The following is a 20,989-nucleotide window of genomic DNA, read 5'->3' on the forward strand; positions in this document are numbered from 1 at the left end:
TCCGATCTCTCGTTAGCGGGAGGCGAATTCTACAGCGTTACACGCTGCTGTCAACACCTCTTTTACAGCCATTTCCGTGTTTCGCTGATTTGAAACTGCACCGTCTGAAACCTGATAACTCATTGAATCTCAAGGAGTTTTCCGTTCAGTCTGCGCCGGAAGTGGGGCGCATTATAGGCCCCTGGGAACCAGCGTCAACCGTTATTTTCAGATTTCTGTCATAAAGGCCAAAAACATGGGCTTACGGTTAAACGCCGGCCCCTTGTAGAAGACGGCCGGGCGGCGCTCCGCTTGCTGGCGATGGCGCCCCCCCTCTATAGCCAGCGACCTAACTGGATGGCCGCCTGCGGCGGATCGCCAGCAAGCCGGCTTCCACAAAATCGGCAGAGACATGCCGACCGCAATCAAACGATCTTCAGCGCTTTCAAAATAGCCAGCGACTTTTCCCCGAATACTTCGGCCTGCGCCAACAGCTCCGCAATATTTTCTTCAGCCGTGGTAAGAGCCCTGCCATCCTTCACGAGCCCCTCCCCCTGCGCATTGATGATGCCCCACGCAAACTGTGCCCATTCGGCAGGTTGTTTCTTGCCCTGCATGATCGAGATCAGGAACAGTTGTCCGAAGCGGCTGACCGGCACACCCCCTCCAGTCACCGGGCTGGCCAATGTCTGGATATGGCTATTGAACAGCGAGCGCTTGCACAGATGCAGGTTGAGGGCACTGCAAGTTGCCAACACCTGCTTTTCGGCAGCCTCGGTCTGGCAGGGTGCCGCAACCCCCATGCCGACCAAAACAGTTACCGCCTGCTCCAGGTCGCCATAAGGCATCGAGGGCACAGCCCCCAGCAACTGGCGCAAGGTCTTCGGCATATACGCCCCCGCCGCCAGGGCTTCCAGCACGGGACCATAGACCTCTACCTGCAATGTCGCCTCACCGGCTGGCCCCTTGACGCTACCCGGAACGCTTTCCGCTGCCTGCAACAGGACAAAACGGGTATTGAGCATGCCCTCGCGTCGTTCCGCGGCAGACAATCGAATGGCGCCGCGCTGATACAGGTCCCGACGGAAATGCTGATTGACGAAATAGTCACGGGCCTGCTCGCGCATGATCGGCTGCTCGATGCCTTCCAGGAAATCCATGCCCTCCCCCGTCAGGTTGAGTGGGTCCACCGAGTCCAGCGGTACGGCCGTCGCGGCATAATCGAGCTTGGCAGCAGAGAGGGCATCCACCACGTCGGTGAAGTACATGCAGTTCCAATCGCGATTGAAATACTCATGGGCAACATATTGGCGATTCTGCCCCTTGACGCTCTGCAGCTTGGCCCCAACATTCGGAGCCGCGTCGGCGTATAGCGGATTGGCCGCCAGCAACGCCTCGGAGAATTGCAACGCCGCATCTATCCGCTCGGCCGGAGCCATCGCGGCATTGGAGGCAAAACGGTTGTGGAGGCTGAACAGCTGACGCAGCGGTGCCGAAGGCGACCACCCCGGAAAGCAGTTGTAGCTGACATACAGCAGCCCGCCTGGCTTGAGGTGCCGCCGGACGAACTCGACAATCAACTTCTGGTTATCACGACTGACCCAGGTCCAAATGCCGTGCAGGCTGATACTGTCGAATTGCGGCAGGTCATCACGAGCCAGTAGTTGTTCGAAGCTATCGTCATGCAACTGGGCGTTGCTGCCACTGGCCACCGCCAGGGTATTGGCATGAGCCGCCTGGGCCGGATGGAAATCGGTACCGACATAACGCCCCGGATTGGCCGCGGCATGGATATTGATCGAGACACCCTGCCCGAACCCCAGCTCGCAGTGATGGGCATTGGCGCTCTCCAGGGTGGCAAAGCCACGCAACAGCAGGCAGTAGCGTTGGAATACCGGGTTGATCTCCCGGGAATAACCGTAGGTGTAACCCTCATCGGTAAAATAACCTTCGTTCCATGCGTCACTCATGGCTTGCTCCCTTCCTGATTATCAAAACAGAAAACTCCTCCTATATAAGAGGTAGCTGCTGCACATCACAAGCAGAACCATCAGGAGATCAGCGCCGCGGGTATCATTGATGGACTATCTGGGCCGACCGCTATCCTCTCGGGGAGAGCGACCGAAAAAAGCCTTGTAGGCACGACTGAAGGCCGCCTCCGACTCATAGCCGATCGCGAAGCCGACCTCACCAATCCGACTGTCGTGTTTCGACAACATCGTTTTTGCCAGCGTCAGCCGCCATTCATTCTGATAACGCAGCGGCGAGCGCCCAACCAATGTGCTGAAGCGGTCGCAGAAACTGGAGCGAGACATGCCAGCGATTTCCGCCAGTGCGTCAATGCGCCATTGTTGCCCCGGCGTTCCGTGGATAGCCCTCAAGGCGCGGGCAATGCGGGCATCCGAAAGCCCACCCAGCCAACCTGATGCGGCGTTGTGCTGAACCCATGTTCGCAGTATGCGGATGACCGTAAGGTCAATAAGGCGCGAAACCATCAGCGCACCACCCGGTTGCGTGTCATTGGCTTCGAGCAACATGAAATGCAGGATGCCTTCAGCCCAGGTCACGGCTTCGGCCTTGCCGATATGAATCAACCGAGGCAGGGTGAACAGCATGGCCTGGAAACTGCTCGCATCGAACCAGAACCGGCAAATCACCAAGGCGACCGCTTCCTCGCCGGCGACAATGCTTATCCCGGAGGGATCGTGAGGAAGCAGGATGAGATCTCCCTGCGCCAACACGACGACCGGCTGGCCAGCCTGCTCGAGCTGCAACCGCCCGGCCTGCAGCACACAGATATGAGCGCTCTTTTCATCAAGCTCGAGGTGTTGCCCGGGCGCCAGTGCCGAGGAATAGACCCGATCCCCGGTCAGGCGAATCTGCGCCAGTACCTGGGACAACAGATCCCCCTTGGCAAGCCCTTCCAACTGCATTTCCGGATGAATGATCAAGTTTTCGAGGGGATCCATCATGTCTGGCCGGCCACGCCTTCATTAAGCTGACTCCCGAATCATAACGCGCCGAGGCAAACGAGACGACGTCTTGCAGCCTTGGCCGTTCATGCACATCGTCCATTCACGCGGGGAAAATCACATGTTCGGAATCTCCACCCTCGGCTGGGTACACACACTTGGCAGCCTGCCGGCCATCCCATTGGCGACCTACATGTTCATCCGCCACGGCCGCATCGTCCCTCGCTCCACACCCGGCCTGTTCTACCTGGTGTCGATGCTGATCGGCGGCTTCAGCGTCTTCCTGGTGGCCCATCAACCCATCAGCAATATCATTGGCGTCATCACGATCACACTACTGTTGGCCGGTTATGGCGTGGGGAGCATGACCTGGCTCGGGCGGGCCCGTACTTACCTGGAAACCATTTTCCTGAGCCTGACTGCGTTTTTCCTGATGCTGCCCACGGTCTCCGAGACGCTGCGTCGAGTACCCGACGGGCATCCGTTCGTCACCGACCTGAAGTCGCCACTGCTGCTGGGGGCGCAAGCTGCCATCGCCGTGGCGCTGGTTATCGGGCTGGGCGCGCAAATGGTGTACCTGCGCAAGAGACGAGGGCAGTTTGCGTAGCGGGTAGGCAGAAGCGTTGCGCCAGGCTCGAATGCTTGGCACGAAGAAGGCGAGGTTTGGCTTAAATGGTGTCCCAGGGCAGGTTCGAACTGCCAACCTTCCCCTTAGGAGGGGGATGCTCTATCCAATTGAGCTACTGAGACAACGAGTGCCACCAGGACAGGTGGCACGAAGGACGGCGTGCATGTTAACGGGCATGCCACCGTTTGTCATGTCATCCATGGGCTTTTTAGCAGTCGGCCACCTCTCGACAGCCCTGAGACCAGGCTACCCCCGATAATCAGCACCCCCTTCGATCCAACCAACGCTCGTCGGTCGGAAAACGACAGCCATCCCCCGCCTCTAGCCGTTCGTCCACTAGAAAATCAGCTATTTGCCACTATGCTTCAACAATAGAGGCAAAAGGCCAGATCACCGCGTAGCATATGCGGCAGGAAGGCTCTAAGCCTCCAGACTGGCTTGGGATGGCCGATCAGAGCACCGCACGGGCGAAAAACTTTCAAACCAGTGCGCATTTCTGATAATTGGTGCTGGCATATCGCCTTTATCCAGTTCAATATTTGTCACAGAATTGACGCCAATGATCTGGCAAATTTGAGGCATGATGCGGGCCTCATCTCAATTCAGGTTGAACATTTGGCAAAGCATGCTGTCCTACTGACATCCTGCGGCCAATTCCGAGAACCGCTCCCCTGAACTAACCGGTTTAAAACTATGCGCCCATTGAAACAGGCAATTTATTCCAGCCGTACAGCTGACAAATTCGTCGTGCGTCTGCCCGATGGAATGCGGGAACGCATCGCCGACGTGGCTCGTAACCACCACCGCAGCATGAATTCCGAGATCATTGCACGCCTGGAGCAGAGTCTTATTCAGGAAGGTGCCTTGGGCGACGAGCTCAGCATGCGCCTGGACAGCCCTGAACTGTCCCTGCATGAGCGCGAGCTGCTGCAACGCTTCCGCCAACTTTCCCATCGCCAACAGAATGCCCTGGTGTCGCTGATTGCACACGACGCCGAAATGGCTGCGGACGCCAACTGATTCATCCCTGAAAGCTCAAGCCAGCCATGTGCTGGCTTTTTTTTGCGTCAAATTCGGGAAGAGCCCCGGCTGGGACAGAGGGGCTGAAGAGACGGCGCAGCCGGAAAGACTGCGCCTCGGGGACTCAGAGCAGAAAGAGCGTCGCCAGTCCGAGGAAAATAAAGAAACCGCCACTGTCGGTCATGGCTGTGATCATCACACTGGAACCCATCGCCGGATCACGCCCCATACGCGCCAGGGTCATTGGGATAAGTACCCCCATCAAGGCCGCCAGCAGCAGGTTCAGCGTCATCGCGGCCGTCATGACCAGGCCCAGTGACCAACTGCCATAAAGCACATAAGCCACCACACCGATAACACCACCCCATATCAGGCCATTGAGCAGTGCAACCGCCAGTTCCTTGCGCATCAGCCGCGAGGTATTGCCAGTGCTGACCTGGTCCAGCGCCATGGCGCGCACGATCATGGTGATCGTCTGGTTGCCGGAGTTGCCGCCAATTCCCGCAACGATCGGCATCAGCGCGGCCAGGGCAACCAGCTTCTCGATGGAACCCTCGAAAAGACCGATCACCCGCGAGGCGATGAACGCCGTGATCAGGTTGATGGCCAGCCAGGCCCAACGGTTGCGCAGGGATTTCCAGACCGACGCGAAGATGTCTTCCTCTTCCCGCAGACCCGCCATGTTGAGGACTTCGCTTTCGCTCTCCTCACGAATCAGGTCGACCATCTCGTCAATGGTCAGGCGGCCGATCAGCTTGCCATTCTTGTCGACCACCGGAGCCGAAATCAGGTCATAACGCTCGAAAGCCTGGGCCGCGTCGTAGGCATCCTCGTCCGGGTGGAAACTCACCGGATCGCTGGCCATGACATCGGCAACCTGCTTCTCGGGATCATTGACCAGCAGCCGCTTGATCGGCAGCACGCCCTTGAGCACGCCGTCATAATCGACCACGAAGAGCTTGTCGGTATGCCCCGGCAGCTCCTTGAGCCGGCGCAGATAGCGCAATACCACTTCGAGACTGACATCCTCGCGGATGGTGACCATCTCGAAGTCCATCAGCGCACCGACCTGCTCCTCGTCGTAGGACAGCGCGGAGCGAACACGCTCACGCTGCTGACCATCGAGCGCTTCCATCAGCTCGTGCACGACATCTCGTGGCAGCTCGGGTGCCAGGTCGGCGAGCTCGTCAGCATCCATCTCCTTGGCTGCGGCCAGGAGTTCGTGATCATCCATGTCGGCGATCAGCGTTTCACGAACGGCGTCGGATACTTCGAGCAGGATGTCGCCGTCGCGCTCGGCCTTGACCAGTTGCCAGACGGTCAGGCGATCATCCAGGGGCAAGGCTTCAAGAATGTGGGCGACGTCGGCAGAGTGCAGATCATCGAGCTTGCGCTGCAGCTCGACCAGATTCTGCCGGTGAACCAGGTTCTCCACCCGGTCCTGATGATGACCTTCCTGACGATGAGTCAGGTCCTCGACCACCCGCTGACGGTGCAGCAGCTCAACGACTTGAGCCAGGCGGTCCTGCAAGCTTTCTTGAGATTTCTTTACTTCGATTTCGGTCATAGGCGAACTCCACTCCCAGCAGTGGAACACGCCGGAAGGATCAATCAGTCAATTCTTGATTGGCAAAGCGGGATACTGAGTAACTACTGGGTAAGTCCATGGAGGTTTTCCACAAGCCCCGGCGGGGCTGACGGGCGCAATCATACACTGCCTTAGACGCTTTAACGGCAAAAATCTTGGCAAGAACAAGCGCTTGCGAGAAAAGCCGGAGAATCTTCAGCTGCTTTCCCATTCGACGACGTATCCCGAAAAGAAAACACACGACCACGGCAAAAGTTCACGACTAGGCTGGAATGACGACCGTCACGGAGGACTGCCAATGCCACCCAGAACCTGCTGCCTGCTGATCCCGCTCGTGTTGTACCCACCTCCTGGAGAAGCCGCCGCCACGGTACAGCGCTGCGAAGACAGCAACGGCCATATCACCTTCACCACGCTGGGCTGCCCACACGGCACCCACCGCCATGCGCAGCGAGTGCACAACCCACCACCCGGCAGCGGCCCCCGCCCCAGCAGGCAGCCAGCGGACAAGCGAGCAAATGTCACGCCCCTGCAGGAGCTGATCGTAGTAGGCGAACATGACGATGGATGCGGCAACCAACTCGATGCCCGATCACGCCGCCAGGCCATCATCCAGCAAGAGGTACGCCCCGGCATGAATCGTCAGGAAGTGGAAAGCGCCCTGGGCAAACCGGACAGGATCAGTACGAGCAACAGCACCACGCGCTATCACTACAACCCGAAGAAAGGTCGCAGCAGCCTGGTGCAGTTCGATGAGAAAGGGTGCGTTGCCAAACGCTAGAAAGCAAAAAGCCCGCAAATTTGCGGGCTTTCTGTTGTATGGTGCACTCGACAGGATTCGAACCTGTGACCGCTCGGTTCGTAGCCGAGTACTCTATCCAGCTGAGCTACGAGTGCATTTTGTGTTTTTAGACCAGACCACAACTGGTTGAAGCCACGTCATCCGCATTACTACCAATGACGCTTAAATGGTGCACTCGACAGGATTCGAACCTGTGACCGCTCGGTTCGTAGCCGAGTACTCTATCCAGCTGAGCTACGAGTGCATTTGTTGCCGCGCATTATAGGTCGTTAAATCTTTTTGTAAAGCACTTTTTCTAGTAATTTCAACAACTTACCGAAGAAGCCAGATCGTAACGCACTAAACAAATAATGGCGGAGAACGGGGGATTCGAACCCCCGACACCCTTTTGAGGTGTACTCCCTTAGCAGGGGAGCGCCTTCGGCCACTCGGCCAGCTCTCCGCAACACGGGGCGTATATTAACCAGCTTTTTCCCCGTTTGCAAACAAAAAAAACGAGAAAAATTAATGGCTTGGTTCTTCGTCCTTCTCTTTCTTGATCCGCAGGTAGATTTCCTCACGGTGGACAGCCACTTCCTTGGGCGCGTTGACACCAATACGCACTTGATTTCCTTTGACGCCGAGCACGGTCACAGTGATTTCGCCATCACCAATGATCAGGCTTTCTGCGCACCGACGAGTCAGAATCAACATACCTATCTCCTCACGCATTTCAGTTCAGGGACAACACAGTCTGCAAAAAAAAGGGCTTCGGCCTACACGCAAGATAGCCATAGCCCTACGCCCCTAAGTATTGACGAGAGCGGGCAAAAGAACAGCGACTGCCCGCACTTATCAAAAAATACAAAGGGCGCGGTTCGACCGCGCCCTTTGGGATAACGCCATTACTCGCCCTGTCGGGCCGCATCCAGCTCGAACGCCGTGTGCAGTGCACGTACGGCCAGCTCCAGGTACTTCTCCTCGATCACGACCGAAACCTTGATTTCGGAAGTCGAGATCATCTGGATATTGATGCTTTCCTTGGCCAGCGCCTCGAACATGCGACTGGCAACGCCCGCGTGGGAGCGCATGCCGACGCCAACGATCGAGACCTTGGCAATCTTGGTGTCGCCAATCACTTCCCGAGCGCCGATTTCGCGCGCGGTGTTCTCCAGTACGCTCTGCGCCGACTGGTAGTCATTGCGGTGTACGGTGAAGGTGAAGTCGGTGGTGTTATCGTGCGAAACGTTCTGCACGATCATGTCGACTTCGATGTTGGCGGCACTGATCGGGCCGAGAATCTTGAAGGCCACGCCCGGAGTATCAGGTACGCCACGGATGGTCAGCTTGGCTTCATCGCGGTTGAAGGCGATGCCGGAAATGATCGGCTGTTCCATGGATTCCTCTTCATCAATAGTAATGAGGGTACCCGGACCCTCCTTAAAGCTGTGCAGAACGCGCAGCGGAACGTTGTACTTGCCGGCGAACTCGACTGCACGGATCTGCAGGACCTTGGAGCCGAGGCTGGCCATTTCCAGCATTTCTTCGAAGGTGATCTTGTCCAGGCGCTGGGCCGACGCCACGACACGCGGGTCGGTGGTGTAGACGCCATCGACGTCGGTGTAGATCTGGCATTCATCGGCCTTCAGGGCCGCCGCCAGCGCCACGCCGGTGGTGTCGGAACCGCCACGACCGAGGGTGGTGATGTTGCCGTTCTCGTCGACGCCCTGGAAACCGGCAACGACAACCACACGGCCTTCCTTCAGATCAGCACGAATCTTCTGATCGTCGATCTGCAGGATGCGCGCCTTGGTGTGCGCGCTATCGGTCAGGATCCGCACCTGGTTGCCGGTGTACGACACCGCTGGCACGCCGCGCTTCATCAGCGCCATGGCCAGCAGGGCGATGGTCACCTGCTCCCCGGTGGAAACGATCACATCCAGTTCGCGCGGAACCGGCTGGTTCTCGCCACTGATTTGTTTGGCCAGATCGATCAGGCGATTGGTTTCGCCGCTCATCGCAGACAGTACAACCACCAGGTCATCGCCGGCTTCGCGGAATTTCTTAACCTTGTCGGCGACCTGCTCGATTCTCTCGACAGTGCCGACTGAGGTGCCTCCAAATTTCTGTACGATCAAAGCCATTTCTAAGCCGCCTCAGCCCGTAAAGGGGCGCCCATTAATCATTCAAACCACAGCCTCGCTGCCTATCACTAGACGATAGGCATTGGCGCGAAGCCTTAAACGCCCTGCTCGACGAATGGCGCGGTCAGGGCCAGTGCTGCGTCCAGCGCCGAGGCGTCGGTACCACCGCCCTGCGCCATGTCCGGACGACCACCGCCCTTGCCACCCACCGCCGCAGCGGCTTGTTTCATCAGATCACCGGCTTTGAGTTGGCCGGTCAGGTCCTTGGTCACGCCAGCAACCAGCACGACCTTCTCCTCATGGACACTGCCGAGCAGGATCACTGCGCGGCCGAGTTTGTTTTTCAGCTGATCGACCAGTGCCAGCAGGGCCTTGCCGTCCTGGCCGTCCAGGCGTGCAGCCAGGACTTTCACACCCTTGACGTCCTGGGCCTGGGCCGACAGGTCGTCACCCGCAGCGCTCGCGGCCTTGGCCTGCAATTGCTCGAGTTGTTTTTCCAGCAGGCGGTTGCGCTCCAGCACAGCCGACAGCTTGTCGATCAGGTTGTCGCGATTGCCCTTGATCAGGTTCGCGGCTTCCTTGAGTTGTTCTTCCGCAGCATTCAGGTAGGCCAGCGCCGCAGCGCCAGTCACTGCCTCGATGCGCCGCACACCCGACGCCACACCACCTTCGCTGACGATCTTCAGCAGGCTGATGTCGCCGGTGCGATTGGCATGGATACCGCCACACAGTTCGACGGAGAAGTCACCGCCCATGCTCAGCACGCGCACGGTATCCCCGTATTTCTCGCCGAACAGCGCCATCGCGCCTTTCTTCTTGGCGGTGTCGATGTCGGTTTCTTCGGTTTCCACCACCGAGTTCTTGCGGATCTCGGCGTTGACGATATCTTCCAGGGCCTTGATCTGCTCCGGCTTGATCGCTTCGAAATGGCTGAAGTCGAAGCGCAGGCGCTGGCTGTCGACCAGCGAACCCTTCTGCTGTACGTGCTCGCCCAGCACCTGGCGCAGCGCAGCGTGCAGCAGGTGGGTGGCCGAGTGGTTCAGCGACGTGGCTTGACGCACTTCGGCAGCTACCTGGGCCTCGACCTCGGCGCCGACCAGCAGGCTGCCCTGGGCCAATACGCCGTGATGCAGGAAGGCACCGCCAGTCTTGGTGGTATCGCGCACGTCGAAACGACCGGCAGCCGCCTTGAGGTAACCGCAATCACCGACCTGGCCGCCCGACTCGGCGTAGAACGGCGTGCGATCCAGGACCACCACACCCTCTTCCCCCTCATTCAGGACGTTGACCGACTGCCCTTCTTTATAGAGCGCGACCACTTTCGCCGAACCGCTGGTGGCGCTGTAGCCGGTGAACTCGGTGGCGACATCGACCTTGACCAGGCTGTTGTAGTCCATGCCGAAGGAGCTGGCGGAACGCGCGCGCTCACGCTGGGCTTCCATCTCGCGCTCGAAACCGGCCTCGTCGAGGGTCAGGTTGCGCTCACGGGCGATGTCGCCAGTCAGGTCCATCGGGAAACCGTAGGTATCGTAGAGCTTGAACACCACGTCGCCTGGGACGATGGTGCCCTTGAGCTCGGCCAGGTCCTGTTCGAGGATCTTCAGGCCCTGCTCAAGGGTCTTGGCGAACTGCTCTTCCTCGGCCTTGAGTACACGCTCGATGTGCGCCTGCTGGGATTTCAGTTCCGGGAAGGCTTCGCCCATCTCGGCCACCAGCGCAGCGACGATCTGGTAGAAGAAGCTGCCCTTGGCACCCAGCTTGTTGCCATGACGGCAGGCCCGACGAATGATCCGGCGCAGCACATAGCCACGGCCTTCGTTGGACGGCAGCACGCCGTCGGCGATCAGGAAGCCGCAGGAGCGGATATGGTCGGCGACCACTTTCAGCGAAGCCTGGTTGTCGTTGGCGCAACCGATGGCCTTGGCCGAAGCGCTCAGCAGGCTCTGGAACAGGTCGATCTCGTAGTTGGAGTGAACGTGCTGCAGCACCGCACTGATCCGCTCCAGGCCCATGCCGGTGTCCACCGACGGCGCTGGCAGCGGGTGCAGTACGCCGTCGGCGGTACGGTTGAACTGCATGAACACGTTGTTCCAGATCTCGATGTAGCGGTCGCCGTCCTCTTCCGGCGAGCCGGGCGGGCCACCCCAGATGTCGGCGCCGTGATCGTAGAAAATCTCGGTGCAAGGACCGCACGGGCCGGTATCGCCCATGGTCCAGAAGTTGTCGGAGGCGTAGGGCGCACCCTTGTTGTCGCCGATACGGACCATGCGCTCGGCGGGCACGCCGACTTCCTTGGTCCAGATATCGTAGGCTTCGTCATCGCTGGCGTAGACGGTGACCCAGAGCTTCTCCTTGGGCAGGTTCAGCCACTTGTCGGAGGTCAGGAAGGTCCAGGCGAAGGTGATGGCGTCACGCTTGAAATAGTCGCCGAAGCTGAAGTTGCCCAGCATTTCGAAGAAGGTGTGGTGACGTGCGGTATAACCGACGTTTTCCAGGTCGTTGTGCTTGCCGCCGGCGCGAACGCACTTCTGGCTGCTGACCGCGCGGGTGTAGGCGCGCTTTTCCTGGCCCAGGAAACAGTCCTTGAACTGGTTCATCCCCGCGTTGGTGAACAACAGGGTCGGGTCGTTGCCCGGAATCAAAGAGCTCGAGGCGACACGGGTGTGGCCCTGCTCTTCGAAGAAGCGAAGGAAGGCTTCACGGATTTCTGCGCTTTTCATAGGTTCTTCCACGGAGTCTGCAGCCGGAGGCAAGTGCATCACGTCTGAATGGATTTGCGACTTGCAAAGGGCCGCATTATATCGGCCCTGAGCCCTGGGTACAGTGTGTTTATACGATAGAAGCCGTCAATTGGACGGCCTGCAGGCTCATTGGCGGTTAAATTCGGCGAATACCGCGACCACCTGCTCGATTTGTGTACGATTGACGTCCATGTGCGTGACCATCCGCAAGCGTGGCGCGGCGCTCAGGCGAACACCCCGCTCGGCCGCGAATGCCTTGAGCGCCTCGGCCCGCGCCCCCAGGTCAGCGTAAACCATGTTGGTCTGCACCGCCTCGACGCGATAACCGGCATCGCGCAGCCCGTCGGCCAGATGCAGCGCGTTGGCATGGTCTTCGGCCAGGCGCTCGACCTGGTGGTCCAGGGCATACAGTCCCGCAGCCGCCAGCAGGCCGGCCTGACGCATGCCACCGCCGACCATCTTGCGCAGCCGCCGCGCCTTGCCGATCAACTCCTCGCTGCCGCACAGCACCGAACCCACTGGCGCCCCCAACCCCTTGGACAAGCAGACCGACACCGAATCGAAATGCCGGGTGATCTCCCGCGCATCGACGCCCAGCTTGACCGCGGCGTTATACAGCCGGGCTCCGTCCAGGTGCAGTGCCAATCGGTGTTCGTCGGTCAGCTTGCGGGCCGCAGCCAGGTACTCCAGCGGCAGCACCTTGCCCTGCATGGTGTTTTCCAGGGCCAGTAGCCGGGTGCGGGCGAAGTGGAAGTCGTCAGGCTTGATCGCCGCTCGGACCTGTTCGAGGTCCAGCGAGCCATCGGCCTGCACTTCCAGCGGCTGCGGCTGGATCGAGCCGAGCACGGCGGCCCCGCCGGCTTCGTACTTGTAGGTATGGCACTGCTGGCCGACGATGTATTCATCGCCCCGTGCGCAATGGGCCATCAGGCCGAGCAGGTTGCTCATGGTTCCGGAGGGCACGAACAACCCACCCGCGAACCCCAGCCTGGCGGCCAGCTCGCTTTCAAGGCGGTTGACCGTCGGATCCTCGCCGTACACATCATCTCCCAGAGGGGCATTCGCCATGGCGGCGCGCATGCCGGCGCTGGGTTGGGTAACCGTGTCGCTACGAAGATCGATGACAGTCATGAAAAGGGCCTCGTCATGAAGTGGTGGTGTCGGGAACATCCCGTTCGAATGCCATTACTGCGGCCATGGCCCACGATAATCAAGCGCTGGCGCGCTAAACAGCGGCGCGGGTGAGAAAATTTCGATGATGATCATCGTAATCTCCCCCATGCATACCCCGGAAATATATGGTAAAAAATCGCCGCCACCAGAATGACGGGTGGCAACGTTCTCAGGGCGGGGTGTAATTCCCCACCGGCGGTAATGGTGCGCAAGGCGCCTAGCCCGCGAGCGCTTGACGAAGCGGACGGTCACGACGGTCCGCTGCCAAGGTCAGCAGACCCGGTGCGATTCCGGGGCCGACGGTCACAGTCCGGATGAAGAGAGAACGGGATTGGCACCAAAGGGCCGTTCCCAGCACCGCCGTGCGCTTGCCTGACAGCATCGTACTGCCGACCTGGACGTACCCTTGAATCCCATTCGATTCATAACGCCCTGTTTTTCATACAAACAGGAGTCAGAACAGATGCAAACCACCACTATCCACCACAACCAGCGTATCGCCTTCATCCAGGCCTGCTGGCACAAGGATATTGTCGATCAGGCCCGCCACGGTTTCGTCAGCGAAATCGCCAAGCTGGGTTACCAGGAAAGCGATATCGACTTCTTCGAAGTCGGCGGCGCCTTCGAGATTCCCCTGCATGCCAAGCTGCTGGCCAAATCCGGTCGTTATGCCGGTGTCGTGGCTGCCGGCCTGGTGGTCGACGGCGGGATCTACCGCCACGACTTCGTCGCCACGGCGGTGATCGACGGACTGATGCAGGTCCAGCTGGACACCGAGGTACCGGTGTTCTCCGTGGTCCTGACCCCTCACCACTTCCACGCAGGCGAAGAACATCAGAAGTTCTTCTTCGATCACTTCGTGCACAAGGGCCAGGAAGCGGCGAAAACCTGTGCCGACACCCTGAACAAGCTGCGCGCACTGCCGCGTCCCGCCCCGCAGAAACTGGCGGTCTGACCTCGCCTCGACCTGTCGGCCCTCGCCGGCAGGTCAGCTTGCCCCCCGTATAACTATCTACGCTCTCCCCGCCTTCCTTTCAGGGTTAAGTGGACCCGATCAATGCGCCGTTCGGCGCTATCGAGACCGCATGCCCACGGAGGCCCCATGAGTGATTTACCCAAGCTGGACCCGATCCAGCCCGTCCTGCCCGAGCACGAATACCGGATCGACGGCAGTATCGAGACCACCAGCCCTGTCATCAGCCCGCTGCAGCAATACCCGGACGATGAGCGAAGCCTGCAAGTGCACAGCCTGCATGAGGACACCAATGTCCGGATCGAACGCCATCGATTGCAGGCGCCCCCCAGCTACCGTGGCCCTACCGACCACCTGGTTTTCACCAGCGGCAGCCACGACGACCGTATCCATGTCTACAAGACCGATCACCTGGTCGTCGACATCAACGACCGGCGCTATCACCTGGACCTGGCGTCAGATAGCCAGGTGATCGTCCTGCGTACCCAGGCGGGCGACGACGACATTCGAGTGGACGACACGGTGAAAACCACGGTGTTCATCGATTCGGCAGAGGGAAACGACCTGATCGTGAGCGGCGGCGGCTTCACCAAGGTCAATGCCGGCGACGGCAACGACCGGATTTTCACTCGCAGCGGCGCCAGCTACATAGAGGCCGGCGCCGGCGACGACCTGGTCAGGGCCCTGGGTAGCGCAGCCATCACCGCCTATGGCGGCCCGGGCCGTGACACGCTGATCGGCGGCGCAGGCCCGTGCTTTCTCGACGGCGGCCAGGGCGATGACCTGTTGCAAGGTGGAACGGGCCACAGCGTACTCAGCGGATCCGATGGCGACGACCACATCATCGCCGGGACTACCCGTACCACCGCCTATACCGGGACTGGCACCGATGTCGTCGACAACCTGGGGCCGCAGGTTCAACTGTTCAATGCCTATTCCGCCGCCGAACCGCCCCCCGCCGGCCACCTGAGCGACCCCGGAGTGATCATCGCGGCCAAGGCCCTGGACAGTTGCGGCGTAGTCGTCGAGGGCTCGGCAGCCTTCAGGGAGCGGGTCAATGACGATCTGCGGTTGCTGCTGGGTTCGGAAAATGGCCGGCAACTGCTCGATGCCCTCGGCCAGGCCAGGCAGAAAAGCGGCATCGCCGTGGTGGTCCGGGAGTTGAGTGAAGAGGAAAACGGCATGTGCATCCCGAATCACCAGGAGCAGGACTATCCGTTCGTGGAGAACGGCCAGGCCAGGCCACCGACCGACAGCTGCCAGGTCTACTACGACCCCTCGTTCCTCAAGGGTGAGGTCACCAGCATCGTGCATCTCTACCACGAGCTGTGCCATGCCTATAACTATGTGACCGGGACAATGTTTCCGGGACTGAGCCCGGATGGCATCGATGGCGACAGGCCGCGCCATGCAATCCCCAACCTTGAGCTGCAGGCCGTCGGGCTGAATGTCGAGGGGATGGCCTTTCGGTTCGCCGGCCAACCCGGGCCCCTGAGCAGCAACCCTGAAGCCTTCAGCGAAAACGGCTTGCGCCGGGAATTCGGTATCGAGCCGCGCAAACAGTACCGGGAGGAATGAGCAGGCGCTGCCGGGATATCAGGCCAGTTGTTCGCCAGCGCAAGGCACCACCAAGATCCCGGCTCGCAGTCCGTTTTTCACCTTGGGGTTGGGGAAAATGATACGGGCCTCGTCTTCCTCGACCACCCAGCGGCTGCCGGCCAGGTCCTCGGCCAGCAGATAACCCTTGGGCAGCGGTGAAAAGTTTTCGATATCCGCCGGCAGATGCAGCAGGAAGGCGTCGCTGTGCTTGATCACTTCCCGCGCCACGCTGAACAGTTGCAGGCCATCGAGTCCCTGCTCGGTGTCCGGCTCACTGCCCTCGATGATCTGCTTGAGGCGCCGTTCGAGACGCGATACGTCAACCCCCTGGTTCTGCCCGAATGGCCGGGCCTTGCCCAGTTCCAGGGTGAAGGCCTCGGCATCGAGCTTGTCGTAGGTGTAGCTGCTGAAAACGATGGATGGCTTGTTCTGCAGCAGCACCGCGGTGATCCCGCTGGCCTGCAGGCGCGCCAGCTCATGACGCGAATGCTGGCGACCGTCCTTGTAGGGATAGAGTGCGAACTGTTCGATCTTCGAGCCGCGAATCGCGGTATGCAGGTCATAGTGCAGGCGGCTGCGCTCGGCCACGCTGAAGAAGCTCGCCGCCAGGCGTTCCAGCTCGCAGGCGCGCAACGCCTCGTGGCCACTGCTCTGCTCATGACGCCCGTTGAACAGGCGGTTGATGTCCTGCTCGATGTACCGTTCGCCGCGACGCATCGCCTCGGGGTTGCCGAACAGGAACAGAATGCGCGCCCGTGGCTTGAGATCGCCGCGGGCAATGTCGTGCAACAGGCGATCGAGCAGTTCGATCGGCGCTGTCTCGTTGCCGTGGATGCCGGCGGACAACAACAGGTCCAGCCCGTTGTCCCGCCCCTGGGGAGGCCGCACTTCCAGCGCGCCCTCACTCAGCCAGCGCATCCGTACGCCTTCGACCGTCAGTTGAGTCTTCTCCGCCGGTTCACGACCGGCGAGGGTCAGTTCAAGCAGTTTGCCGAGGGCGAGCATAGCGCGGTGTTCCTTGATCAGTGATCGTGATTGCAGTCGGGACCGTGCACATGATCGTCGTCGCCAACGTCGGCCGGTTCCATTTCCAGTTGCAGGCTTACAAGATTAGTCGCCAATGGACGCAGCAGCAGGTTGGCATACTCGGTATCGCCTTCTTCGACGTCGACACCGATCAACAACTGGCCACGACCGTCCTGCTGGATCCACACTTCCTTGCCCTGCCAGATCACGGCAAAACGCGTGCAGGAAGTTTGCAGTTGGGTGCCATCGGTGTCTTCAAGAATCAGCTGCAGGGGTGAATCGCTCATGTTCGTGCTCTCATCGGGAGAAAAGTCGCGGGCCCAACCTGGCAATGCAAGACCGGGCTCACGCTTTCAATTGATCTGGAATGGATAAACCGAGCCCAGTTTAAGGATCTGCGTCAGTTCATCCAGCGCCGTCCGGCACTCGAGCAACAACTGCGGGTCGGCCAGGTCGCTTTCGCGCAGGGAATCGCGGTAGTGCCTTTCGACCCATTGGGTCAGCGTGTCGTACAACGGCGCGGTCATGATAACCCCTGGGTTGACCGCCGCCAGCTCGGATTCATTCAGCGCGACACGCAGACGCAGGCATGCCGGCCCACCACCGTTCTGCATGCTCTGCTTGAGGTCGAACACCTTCACTTCGCGAACCCGCCCGCCAGAGGCGGTCAGGCCCTGCAGGTACTGCCAGACGCGCTCGTTCTTGCGGCACTCCTCCGGCACGATCAGCATCATGCTGCCATCGGCACGGCTGAGCAGTTGGCTGTTGAACAGGTAGGAGCGCACGGCGTCATCCACGCTGACCTGGGCACGCGGCACGCAGATCGCCTGGAAGTTGCCACCACGCAGGGCCAGCTTGTCGCGCAGCTCGGCGAGCACCCGGTCGGTGTCGAGGAACGCGTCCTCGTGGTAGAACAGCACCTCGCCGTTACCCACCGCGATCACATCGTTGTGGAACACGCCCTGGTCGATCACCGCGGGATTCTGCTGGGCGTAGACCACGCCATCGTCGCTCAGGCCATGCAGGCGAGCGACCGCCTGCGACGCCTCGAGGGTCTGGCGCGCCGGGTATTTCTGCGGCGCCGGGTAGCGGGTATCGAACGCGCTGCGACCGAACACGAAGAACTCGACACCGGCCTCGCCGTACTCGCGACAGAAGCGCGTATGGTTGGCCGCCCCCTCGTCGCCGAACTGGGCAACCGCCGGCAAGGCGGCGTGGTGGGCAAAGTGCCTGTCGTCGGCGAACATCGCGCCCAGCACACGGCTGGTGGTCGGGTGCTCGATGCTGCGGTGGTACTTGCAGTTCAGGTTCGCCGCAGTGAAATGCACACGGCCGTCGGCGGTGTCGGCGCTGGGGCTGACAGTACCGGCGTTGGCCACCCACATGCTCGACGCCGAGCAACTGGCAACCAGCAACGGCATGGCCTGCCTGGCGGCCTGCTCGATCACCTGGGCATCGCTGCCGGCGAAACCGAGCCGACGCAGGGCGGCAACGTCCGGGCGCTCCTGGGGTGCGAGCACGCCCTGGACGAAGCCCATTTCCATCAGCGCCTTCATTTTCGCCAGGCCCTGCAGGGCCGCTTCCCTGGGATTGGAAGCCTGTTGGCTGTTGCTTTGCGAGGCGACGTTGCCATAGGACAGGCCGCCGTAGTTGTGGGTCGGGCCTACAAGACCGTCAAAATTGACTTCAAAGGTTTTCATCGGCGAGGCTCCAGGAAAAACTGTTGTTATAGGCATCAGGTAATGCGGTGGGTGGCGACCGCTGCGCGGTCATCGCCAGCAAGCCGGCTCCCACAGGCTCGGCGCCCGGTCCCGCCTTCGCGGTCGGCCCGAGTCCTGTAGGAGCAGGGCTTGCCCGCGAATGAGGCCCACGCAGGTTAGAGTTTCACACCCGGCGTCAGGCTCGCCGGCACCACCAGGCTCGGCGTTTCCAGCGAGGCCACCGGATACGCGCAGTAGTCCGCGGCGTAATAGGCGCTGGCGCGATGATTGCCCGAGGCCCCTACTCCGCCGAACGGCGCACTGCTCGCGGCGCCCGTCAGTTGTTTGTTCCAGTTGACGATCCCGGCCCGGCTCTGCAGCCAGAACTGCCGGTAACGCTCTTCGGAGTCGGACAGCAGGCCCGCCGCCAAACCGAACTGGGTGTTGTTCGCCTCGGCGATCGCTGCGTCGAAACCGACATAGCGGATCACCTGCAGCAACGGCCCGAAGAACTCTTCGTCGGGGCGCCCGCTGACCGCCGTCACATCGAGGATGCCCGGGGTCAGCAGGGCTGCGCCAGGCTGTGGCTGAGTCATCGGCAACAACGCCAGCGCACCCTTGGCCAGCAGGCTGGCCTGGGCTTCCATCAGTGCGCTTGCCGCCGCCAGGGAAATCACCGAGCCCATGAACGGCGCCGGCTGCTGATCGAATGCGCCGACCGCGATGTTCCCGCTGACCTCGACCAGCCGCGCCAGCAACTGGTCGCCCCAGGCGCCTTCCGGCACCAGCAGGCGCCGGGCACAGGTGCAGCGCTGGCCGGCAGAGATGAAGGCCGACTGGATGATGGTGTAGACCGCCGCATCCAGGTCGGCGACCTGATCCACCACCAGCGGGTTGTTGCCACCCATTTCCAGGGCGAGGATCTTGTCCGGGCGACCGGCGAACTGCTGGTGCAGGTGGTTGCCGGTACGGCTGGAGCCGGTGAAGAACAGGCCGTCGATACCCGGGTTGCCCGCCAGGGCGATACCGGTCTCCCGGGCGCCCTGCAGCAGGTTCAGCACGCCGGCCGGCAACCCGGCCTCGATCCAGCACTTGACCGTCAGCTCGGCGACCTTCGGCGTCAGCTCGCTCGGTTTGAACAGCACGCTGTTACCGGCCAGCAGGGCCGGAACGATATGGCCGTTGGGCAGGTGCCCCGGAAAGTTATAGGGGCCGAACACCGCCACCACGCCATGCGGCTTGTGGCGCAACACCGCGTTGGCATCGCCCAGCGGACCGCTCTTCTCGCCGGTGCGCTCACGGTAGCTCTGGATCGAGATAGCAACCTTGTTGACCATACTGGTCACTTCGGTGGCCGCTTCCCACAACGGCTTGCCGGTTTCCTCACCGATGCCACGGGCCAGTTCGTCAGCATGGTTCTTCAGGCTGGCAGCAAACGCCTCGAGCACCACGATGCGCTCGTCCAGGCTGCGCCGTGCCCAGGCCGGGAACGCTTCGCGAGCCGCCTGCACGGCCTGCTCGACCTGCGCCGCAGCGGCGCCATTGCCGCGCCACAGTACCTGCTGGGTCACCGGGTTCAGCGACTCGAAGGCCTCGCCCTGGCCGGCGTGCCATTGGCCTGCGATGTAAAGCGTGCTCATTATTTCGACTCCCGGGAAGCAGACAGCGGAACGGCGCGGACCTGGTCACCCGCACTCAGTTGAAGACGTTTGGCGGTCAGCGGATCGACCACCAGCGTACCTGCCGCGAACCGGGCGGGTGCCGCCGTGATCCGGCAGTCTTCGCACTTGCGGTTGTGGATCAGGAATGGCGTGGCGTCATCACCTGGCGTACCGATGGCCAGCACCAGCGCCTGGCTGTCGCGGACCGCACGGATCTTGCCGGTCTCGCACTCCACCGCCGGGCCGGCGTCGAAGATATCGACATAGCCCTGGTAGCTGAAACCTTCGCTCTTGAGCATCGACAGGGCCGGCTCGGTATCGGTGTGCACCTTGCCGATCACCGCCCGCGCACCCTCGGAAAGGAAGCAGGTGTACAGCGGGAACTTCGGCATCAGTTCGGCAATGAACGCCTTGTTGCCGACACCGGTCAGGTAGTCGGCCTGGCTGAATTCCATTTTGAAGAAATGCCGCCCCAGGCTCTCCCAGAACGGCGAGCGTCCGGCCTCGTCGGACATGCCGCGCATCTCGGCGATGATCTTCTGGCCGAACAGCTGCGGGAACTCGGCGATGAACAGCATCCGCGCCTTGGCCAGCATCCGCCCATTGAGACCACTGCGGTAGTCGGCATGCAGGAACAGCGAGCACAGCTCGGAGTTGCCGGTCAGGTCGTTGGCCAGGAACAGCGTCGGGATCTCGCGATAGATGTTCAGTTCCTGGGACGCGCTGACCGTCAGGCCGACGCGGAAGTTGTACCAGGGCTCGCGCAGACCGACGGCCCCGGCGATCGCCGAAATGCCGACCACCCGGCCATTGTCGTCCTCAAGCACGAACAGGTAGTCCGCATCGGCACGTCCAGCCTCGCCACGGAAGGTTTTTTCCGCCCAACCGACCCGATGGGCCAGGCGCGCCTCGTTGGCCGGCAAGGTGGTCAGGCCGGTACCGGTGCTGCGGGCCAGGTCGATCAGAGCGGGTAAATCGCTGCTGCGTACGGGACGAACGATCAT

17 protein-coding genes, 4 tRNA genes and 1 riboswitch are annotated in these 20,989 nt (G+C 61.0%); of the genes, 5 read left to right on the forward strand and 16 right to left on the reverse strand.

Features of this window, described 5'->3' with window-relative positions; all coding sequences use genetic code 11:
- Positions 1-404 precede the first annotated feature (404 nt).
- Entirely contained in the window at positions 405-1,949 is a 1,545-nt protein-coding gene (locus HU752_RS25975; protein WP_186689273.1) for a class I SAM-dependent methyltransferase, read from the reverse strand.
- Positions 1,950-2,063: 114 nt separating this feature from the next.
- Positions 2,064-2,951 (reverse strand): AraC family transcriptional regulator, encoded by an 888-nt coding sequence (locus HU752_RS25980; RefSeq protein ID WP_186689270.1) that lies wholly within the window; start codon positions 2,949-2,951, stop codon positions 2,064-2,066.
- A 121-nt stretch (positions 2,952-3,072) separates the two neighbouring features.
- Here HU752_RS25980 and HU752_RS25985 point away from each other — a divergent pair, with 121 nt between their 5' ends.
- Complete coding sequence (locus HU752_RS25985) at positions 3,073-3,558, forward strand: hypothetical protein (protein ID WP_186689268.1); 486 nt, start codon at positions 3,073-3,075, stop codon at positions 3,556-3,558.
- Positions 3,559-3,624: 66 nt separating this feature from the next.
- Here HU752_RS25985 and HU752_RS25990 read toward each other — a convergent pair.
- Positions 3,625-3,701 (reverse strand) — tRNA-Arg (locus tag HU752_RS25990).
- A 571-nt stretch (positions 3,702-4,272) separates the two neighbouring features.
- Between HU752_RS25990 and HU752_RS25995 the strand changes: the two genes are divergently transcribed.
- A complete protein-coding gene (locus tag HU752_RS25995) occupies positions 4,273-4,599 on the forward strand; it encodes an Arc family DNA-binding protein (protein WP_010452248.1) in 327 nt (108 codons plus the stop codon).
- 124 nt (positions 4,600-4,723) lie between these two features.
- On the opposite strand, the gene mgtE is transcribed toward HU752_RS25995, so the two are convergent.
- A complete protein-coding gene (gene mgtE / locus HU752_RS26000; RefSeq protein ID WP_186689264.1) occupies positions 4,724-6,166 on the reverse strand; it encodes a magnesium transporter in 1,443 nt (480 codons plus the stop codon).
- 319 nt (positions 6,167-6,485) lie between these two features.
- On the opposite strand from mgtE, the gene bamE reads away from it, so the two are divergent.
- Positions 6,486-6,968, forward strand: coding sequence for an outer membrane protein assembly factor BamE domain-containing protein (gene bamE / locus HU752_RS31855; RefSeq protein ID WP_225920071.1), 483 nt, complete (start codon positions 6,486-6,488; stop codon positions 6,966-6,968).
- 39 nt (positions 6,969-7,007) lie between these two features.
- On the opposite strand, the gene HU752_RS26010 is transcribed toward bamE, so the two are convergent.
- The 7 genes from HU752_RS26010 to ltaE form a co-directional block, all read right to left on the reverse strand.
- Positions 7,008-7,084 (reverse strand) — tRNA-Arg (locus HU752_RS26010).
- 72 nt (positions 7,085-7,156) lie between these two features.
- Positions 7,157-7,233 (reverse strand) — tRNA-Arg (locus HU752_RS26015).
- 107 nt (positions 7,234-7,340) lie between these two features.
- Positions 7,341-7,431 (reverse strand) — tRNA-Ser (locus HU752_RS26020).
- A gap of 62 nt (positions 7,432-7,493) precedes the next feature.
- Positions 7,494-7,682: a carbon storage regulator CsrA gene (gene csrA, locus HU752_RS26025; protein WP_002554426.1), complete on the reverse strand. Its 189-nt coding sequence runs from the start codon at positions 7,680-7,682 to the stop codon at positions 7,494-7,496.
- Positions 7,683-7,873: 191 nt separating this feature from the next.
- Positions 7,874-9,112 carry an aspartate kinase gene (locus HU752_RS26030; RefSeq protein ID WP_186688760.1) on the reverse strand — a complete coding sequence of 413 codons (1,239 nt, stop codon included), beginning with the start codon at positions 9,110-9,112 and terminating at the stop codon, positions 7,874-7,876.
- 95 nt (positions 9,113-9,207) lie between these two features.
- Positions 9,208-11,832 (reverse strand): alanine--tRNA ligase, encoded by a 2,625-nt coding sequence (gene alaS, locus HU752_RS26035; protein WP_186688758.1) that lies wholly within the window; start codon positions 11,830-11,832, stop codon positions 9,208-9,210.
- 147 nt (positions 11,833-11,979) lie between these two features.
- Positions 11,980-12,984: a low-specificity L-threonine aldolase gene (gene ltaE, locus HU752_RS26040; protein ID WP_186688755.1), complete on the reverse strand. Its 1,005-nt coding sequence runs from the start codon at positions 12,982-12,984 to the stop codon at positions 11,980-11,982.
- A gap of 203 nt (positions 12,985-13,187) precedes the next feature.
- Positions 13,188-13,357: riboswitch (FMN riboswitch) on the forward strand.
- A gap of 132 nt (positions 13,358-13,489) precedes the next feature.
- Here ltaE and HU752_RS26045 point away from each other — a divergent pair.
- The gene (locus HU752_RS26045; RefSeq protein WP_186688752.1) at positions 13,490-13,981 is read left to right on the forward strand and encodes a 6,7-dimethyl-8-ribityllumazine synthase; all 492 of its coding nucleotides are present in this window, start codon (positions 13,490-13,492) and stop codon (positions 13,979-13,981) included.
- A 147-nt stretch (positions 13,982-14,128) separates the two neighbouring features.
- The gene (locus tag HU752_RS26050; protein ID WP_186688749.1) at positions 14,129-15,577 is read left to right on the forward strand and encodes a M91 family zinc metallopeptidase; all 1,449 of its coding nucleotides are present in this window, start codon (positions 14,129-14,131) and stop codon (positions 15,575-15,577) included.
- An 18-nt stretch (positions 15,578-15,595) separates the two neighbouring features.
- Here the strand turns inward: HU752_RS26050 and astE are convergent, their stop codons facing one another.
- The 5 genes from astE to astA form a co-directional block, all read right to left on the reverse strand.
- Positions 15,596-16,603, reverse strand: a complete 1,008-nt coding sequence (gene astE / locus HU752_RS26055) for a succinylglutamate desuccinylase (protein WP_186688745.1) — start codon at positions 16,601-16,603, stop codon at positions 15,596-15,598.
- A 17-nt stretch (positions 16,604-16,620) separates the two neighbouring features.
- Complete coding sequence (locus HU752_RS26060; RefSeq protein WP_186688742.1) at positions 16,621-16,911, reverse strand: topoisomerase II; 291 nt, start codon at positions 16,909-16,911, stop codon at positions 16,621-16,623.
- Between the two features lie 66 nt (positions 16,912-16,977).
- Positions 16,978-18,324 (reverse strand): N-succinylarginine dihydrolase, encoded by a 1,347-nt coding sequence (gene astB / locus HU752_RS26065; protein WP_186688740.1) that lies wholly within the window; start codon positions 18,322-18,324, stop codon positions 16,978-16,980.
- Between the two features lie 176 nt (positions 18,325-18,500).
- Complete coding sequence (gene astD / locus HU752_RS26070) at positions 18,501-19,967, reverse strand: succinylglutamate-semialdehyde dehydrogenase (protein ID WP_186688763.1); 1,467 nt, start codon at positions 19,965-19,967, stop codon at positions 18,501-18,503.
- Positions 19,964-20,989, reverse strand: a complete 1,026-nt coding sequence (astA, locus tag HU752_RS26075; protein WP_186688738.1) for an arginine N-succinyltransferase — start codon at positions 20,987-20,989, stop codon at positions 19,964-19,966. The genes astD and astA overlap by 4 nt, the downstream gene beginning before the upstream one ends.

It is taken from the genome of Pseudomonas vanderleydeniana, from assembly GCF_014268755.2.
Taxonomy (GTDB): domain Bacteria; phylum Pseudomonadota; class Gammaproteobacteria; order Pseudomonadales; family Pseudomonadaceae; genus Aquipseudomonas; species Aquipseudomonas vanderleydeniana.

Coding starts and splice junctions, on each gene's coding strand:
- HU752_RS25995 (WP_010452248.1), top strand. CDS start 4,273: ATGCGCCCATTGAAACAGGCAATTTATTCCAGCCGTACAGCTGACAAA.
- bamE (WP_225920071.1), top strand. CDS start 6,486: ATGCCACCCAGAACCTGCTGCCTGCTGATCCCGCTCGTGTTGTACCCA.
- mgtE (WP_186689264.1), bottom strand. CDS start 6,166: ATGACCGAAATCGAAGTAAAGAAATCTCAAGAAAGCTTGCAGGACCGC.
- HU752_RS26060 (WP_186688742.1), bottom strand. CDS start 16,911: ATGAGCGATTCACCCCTGCAGCTGATTCTTGAAGACACCGATGGCACC.
- astE (WP_186688745.1), bottom strand. CDS start 16,603: ATGCTCGCCCTCGGCAAACTGCTTGAACTGACCCTCGCCGGTCGTGAA.
- HU752_RS25985 (WP_186689268.1), top strand. CDS start 3,073: ATGTTCGGAATCTCCACCCTCGGCTGGGTACACACACTTGGCAGCCTG.
- HU752_RS25980 (WP_186689270.1), bottom strand. CDS start 2,951: ATGATGGATCCCCTCGAAAACTTGATCATTCATCCGGAAATGCAGTTG.
- astA (WP_186688738.1), bottom strand. CDS start 20,989: ATGATCGTTCGTCCCGTACGCAGCAGCGATTTACCCGCTCTGATCGAC.
- HU752_RS26050 (WP_186688749.1), top strand. CDS start 14,129: ATGAGTGATTTACCCAAGCTGGACCCGATCCAGCCCGTCCTGCCCGAG.
- HU752_RS26030 (WP_186688760.1), bottom strand. CDS start 9,112: ATGGCTTTGATCGTACAGAAATTTGGAGGCACCTCAGTCGGCACTGTC.
- alaS (WP_186688758.1), bottom strand. CDS start 11,832: ATGAAAAGCGCAGAAATCCGTGAAGCCTTCCTTCGCTTCTTCGAAGAG.
- csrA (WP_002554426.1), bottom strand. CDS start 7,682: ATGTTGATTCTGACTCGTCGGTGCGCAGAAAGCCTGATCATTGGTGAT.
- astB (WP_186688740.1), bottom strand. CDS start 18,324: ATGAAAACCTTTGAAGTCAATTTTGACGGTCTTGTAGGCCCGACCCAC.
- ltaE (WP_186688755.1), bottom strand. CDS start 12,984: ATGACTGTCATCGATCTTCGTAGCGACACGGTTACCCAACCCAGCGCC.
- HU752_RS26045 (WP_186688752.1), top strand. CDS start 13,490: ATGCAAACCACCACTATCCACCACAACCAGCGTATCGCCTTCATCCAG.
- HU752_RS25975 (WP_186689273.1), bottom strand. CDS start 1,949: ATGAGTGACGCATGGAACGAAGGTTATTTTACCGATGAGGGTTACACC.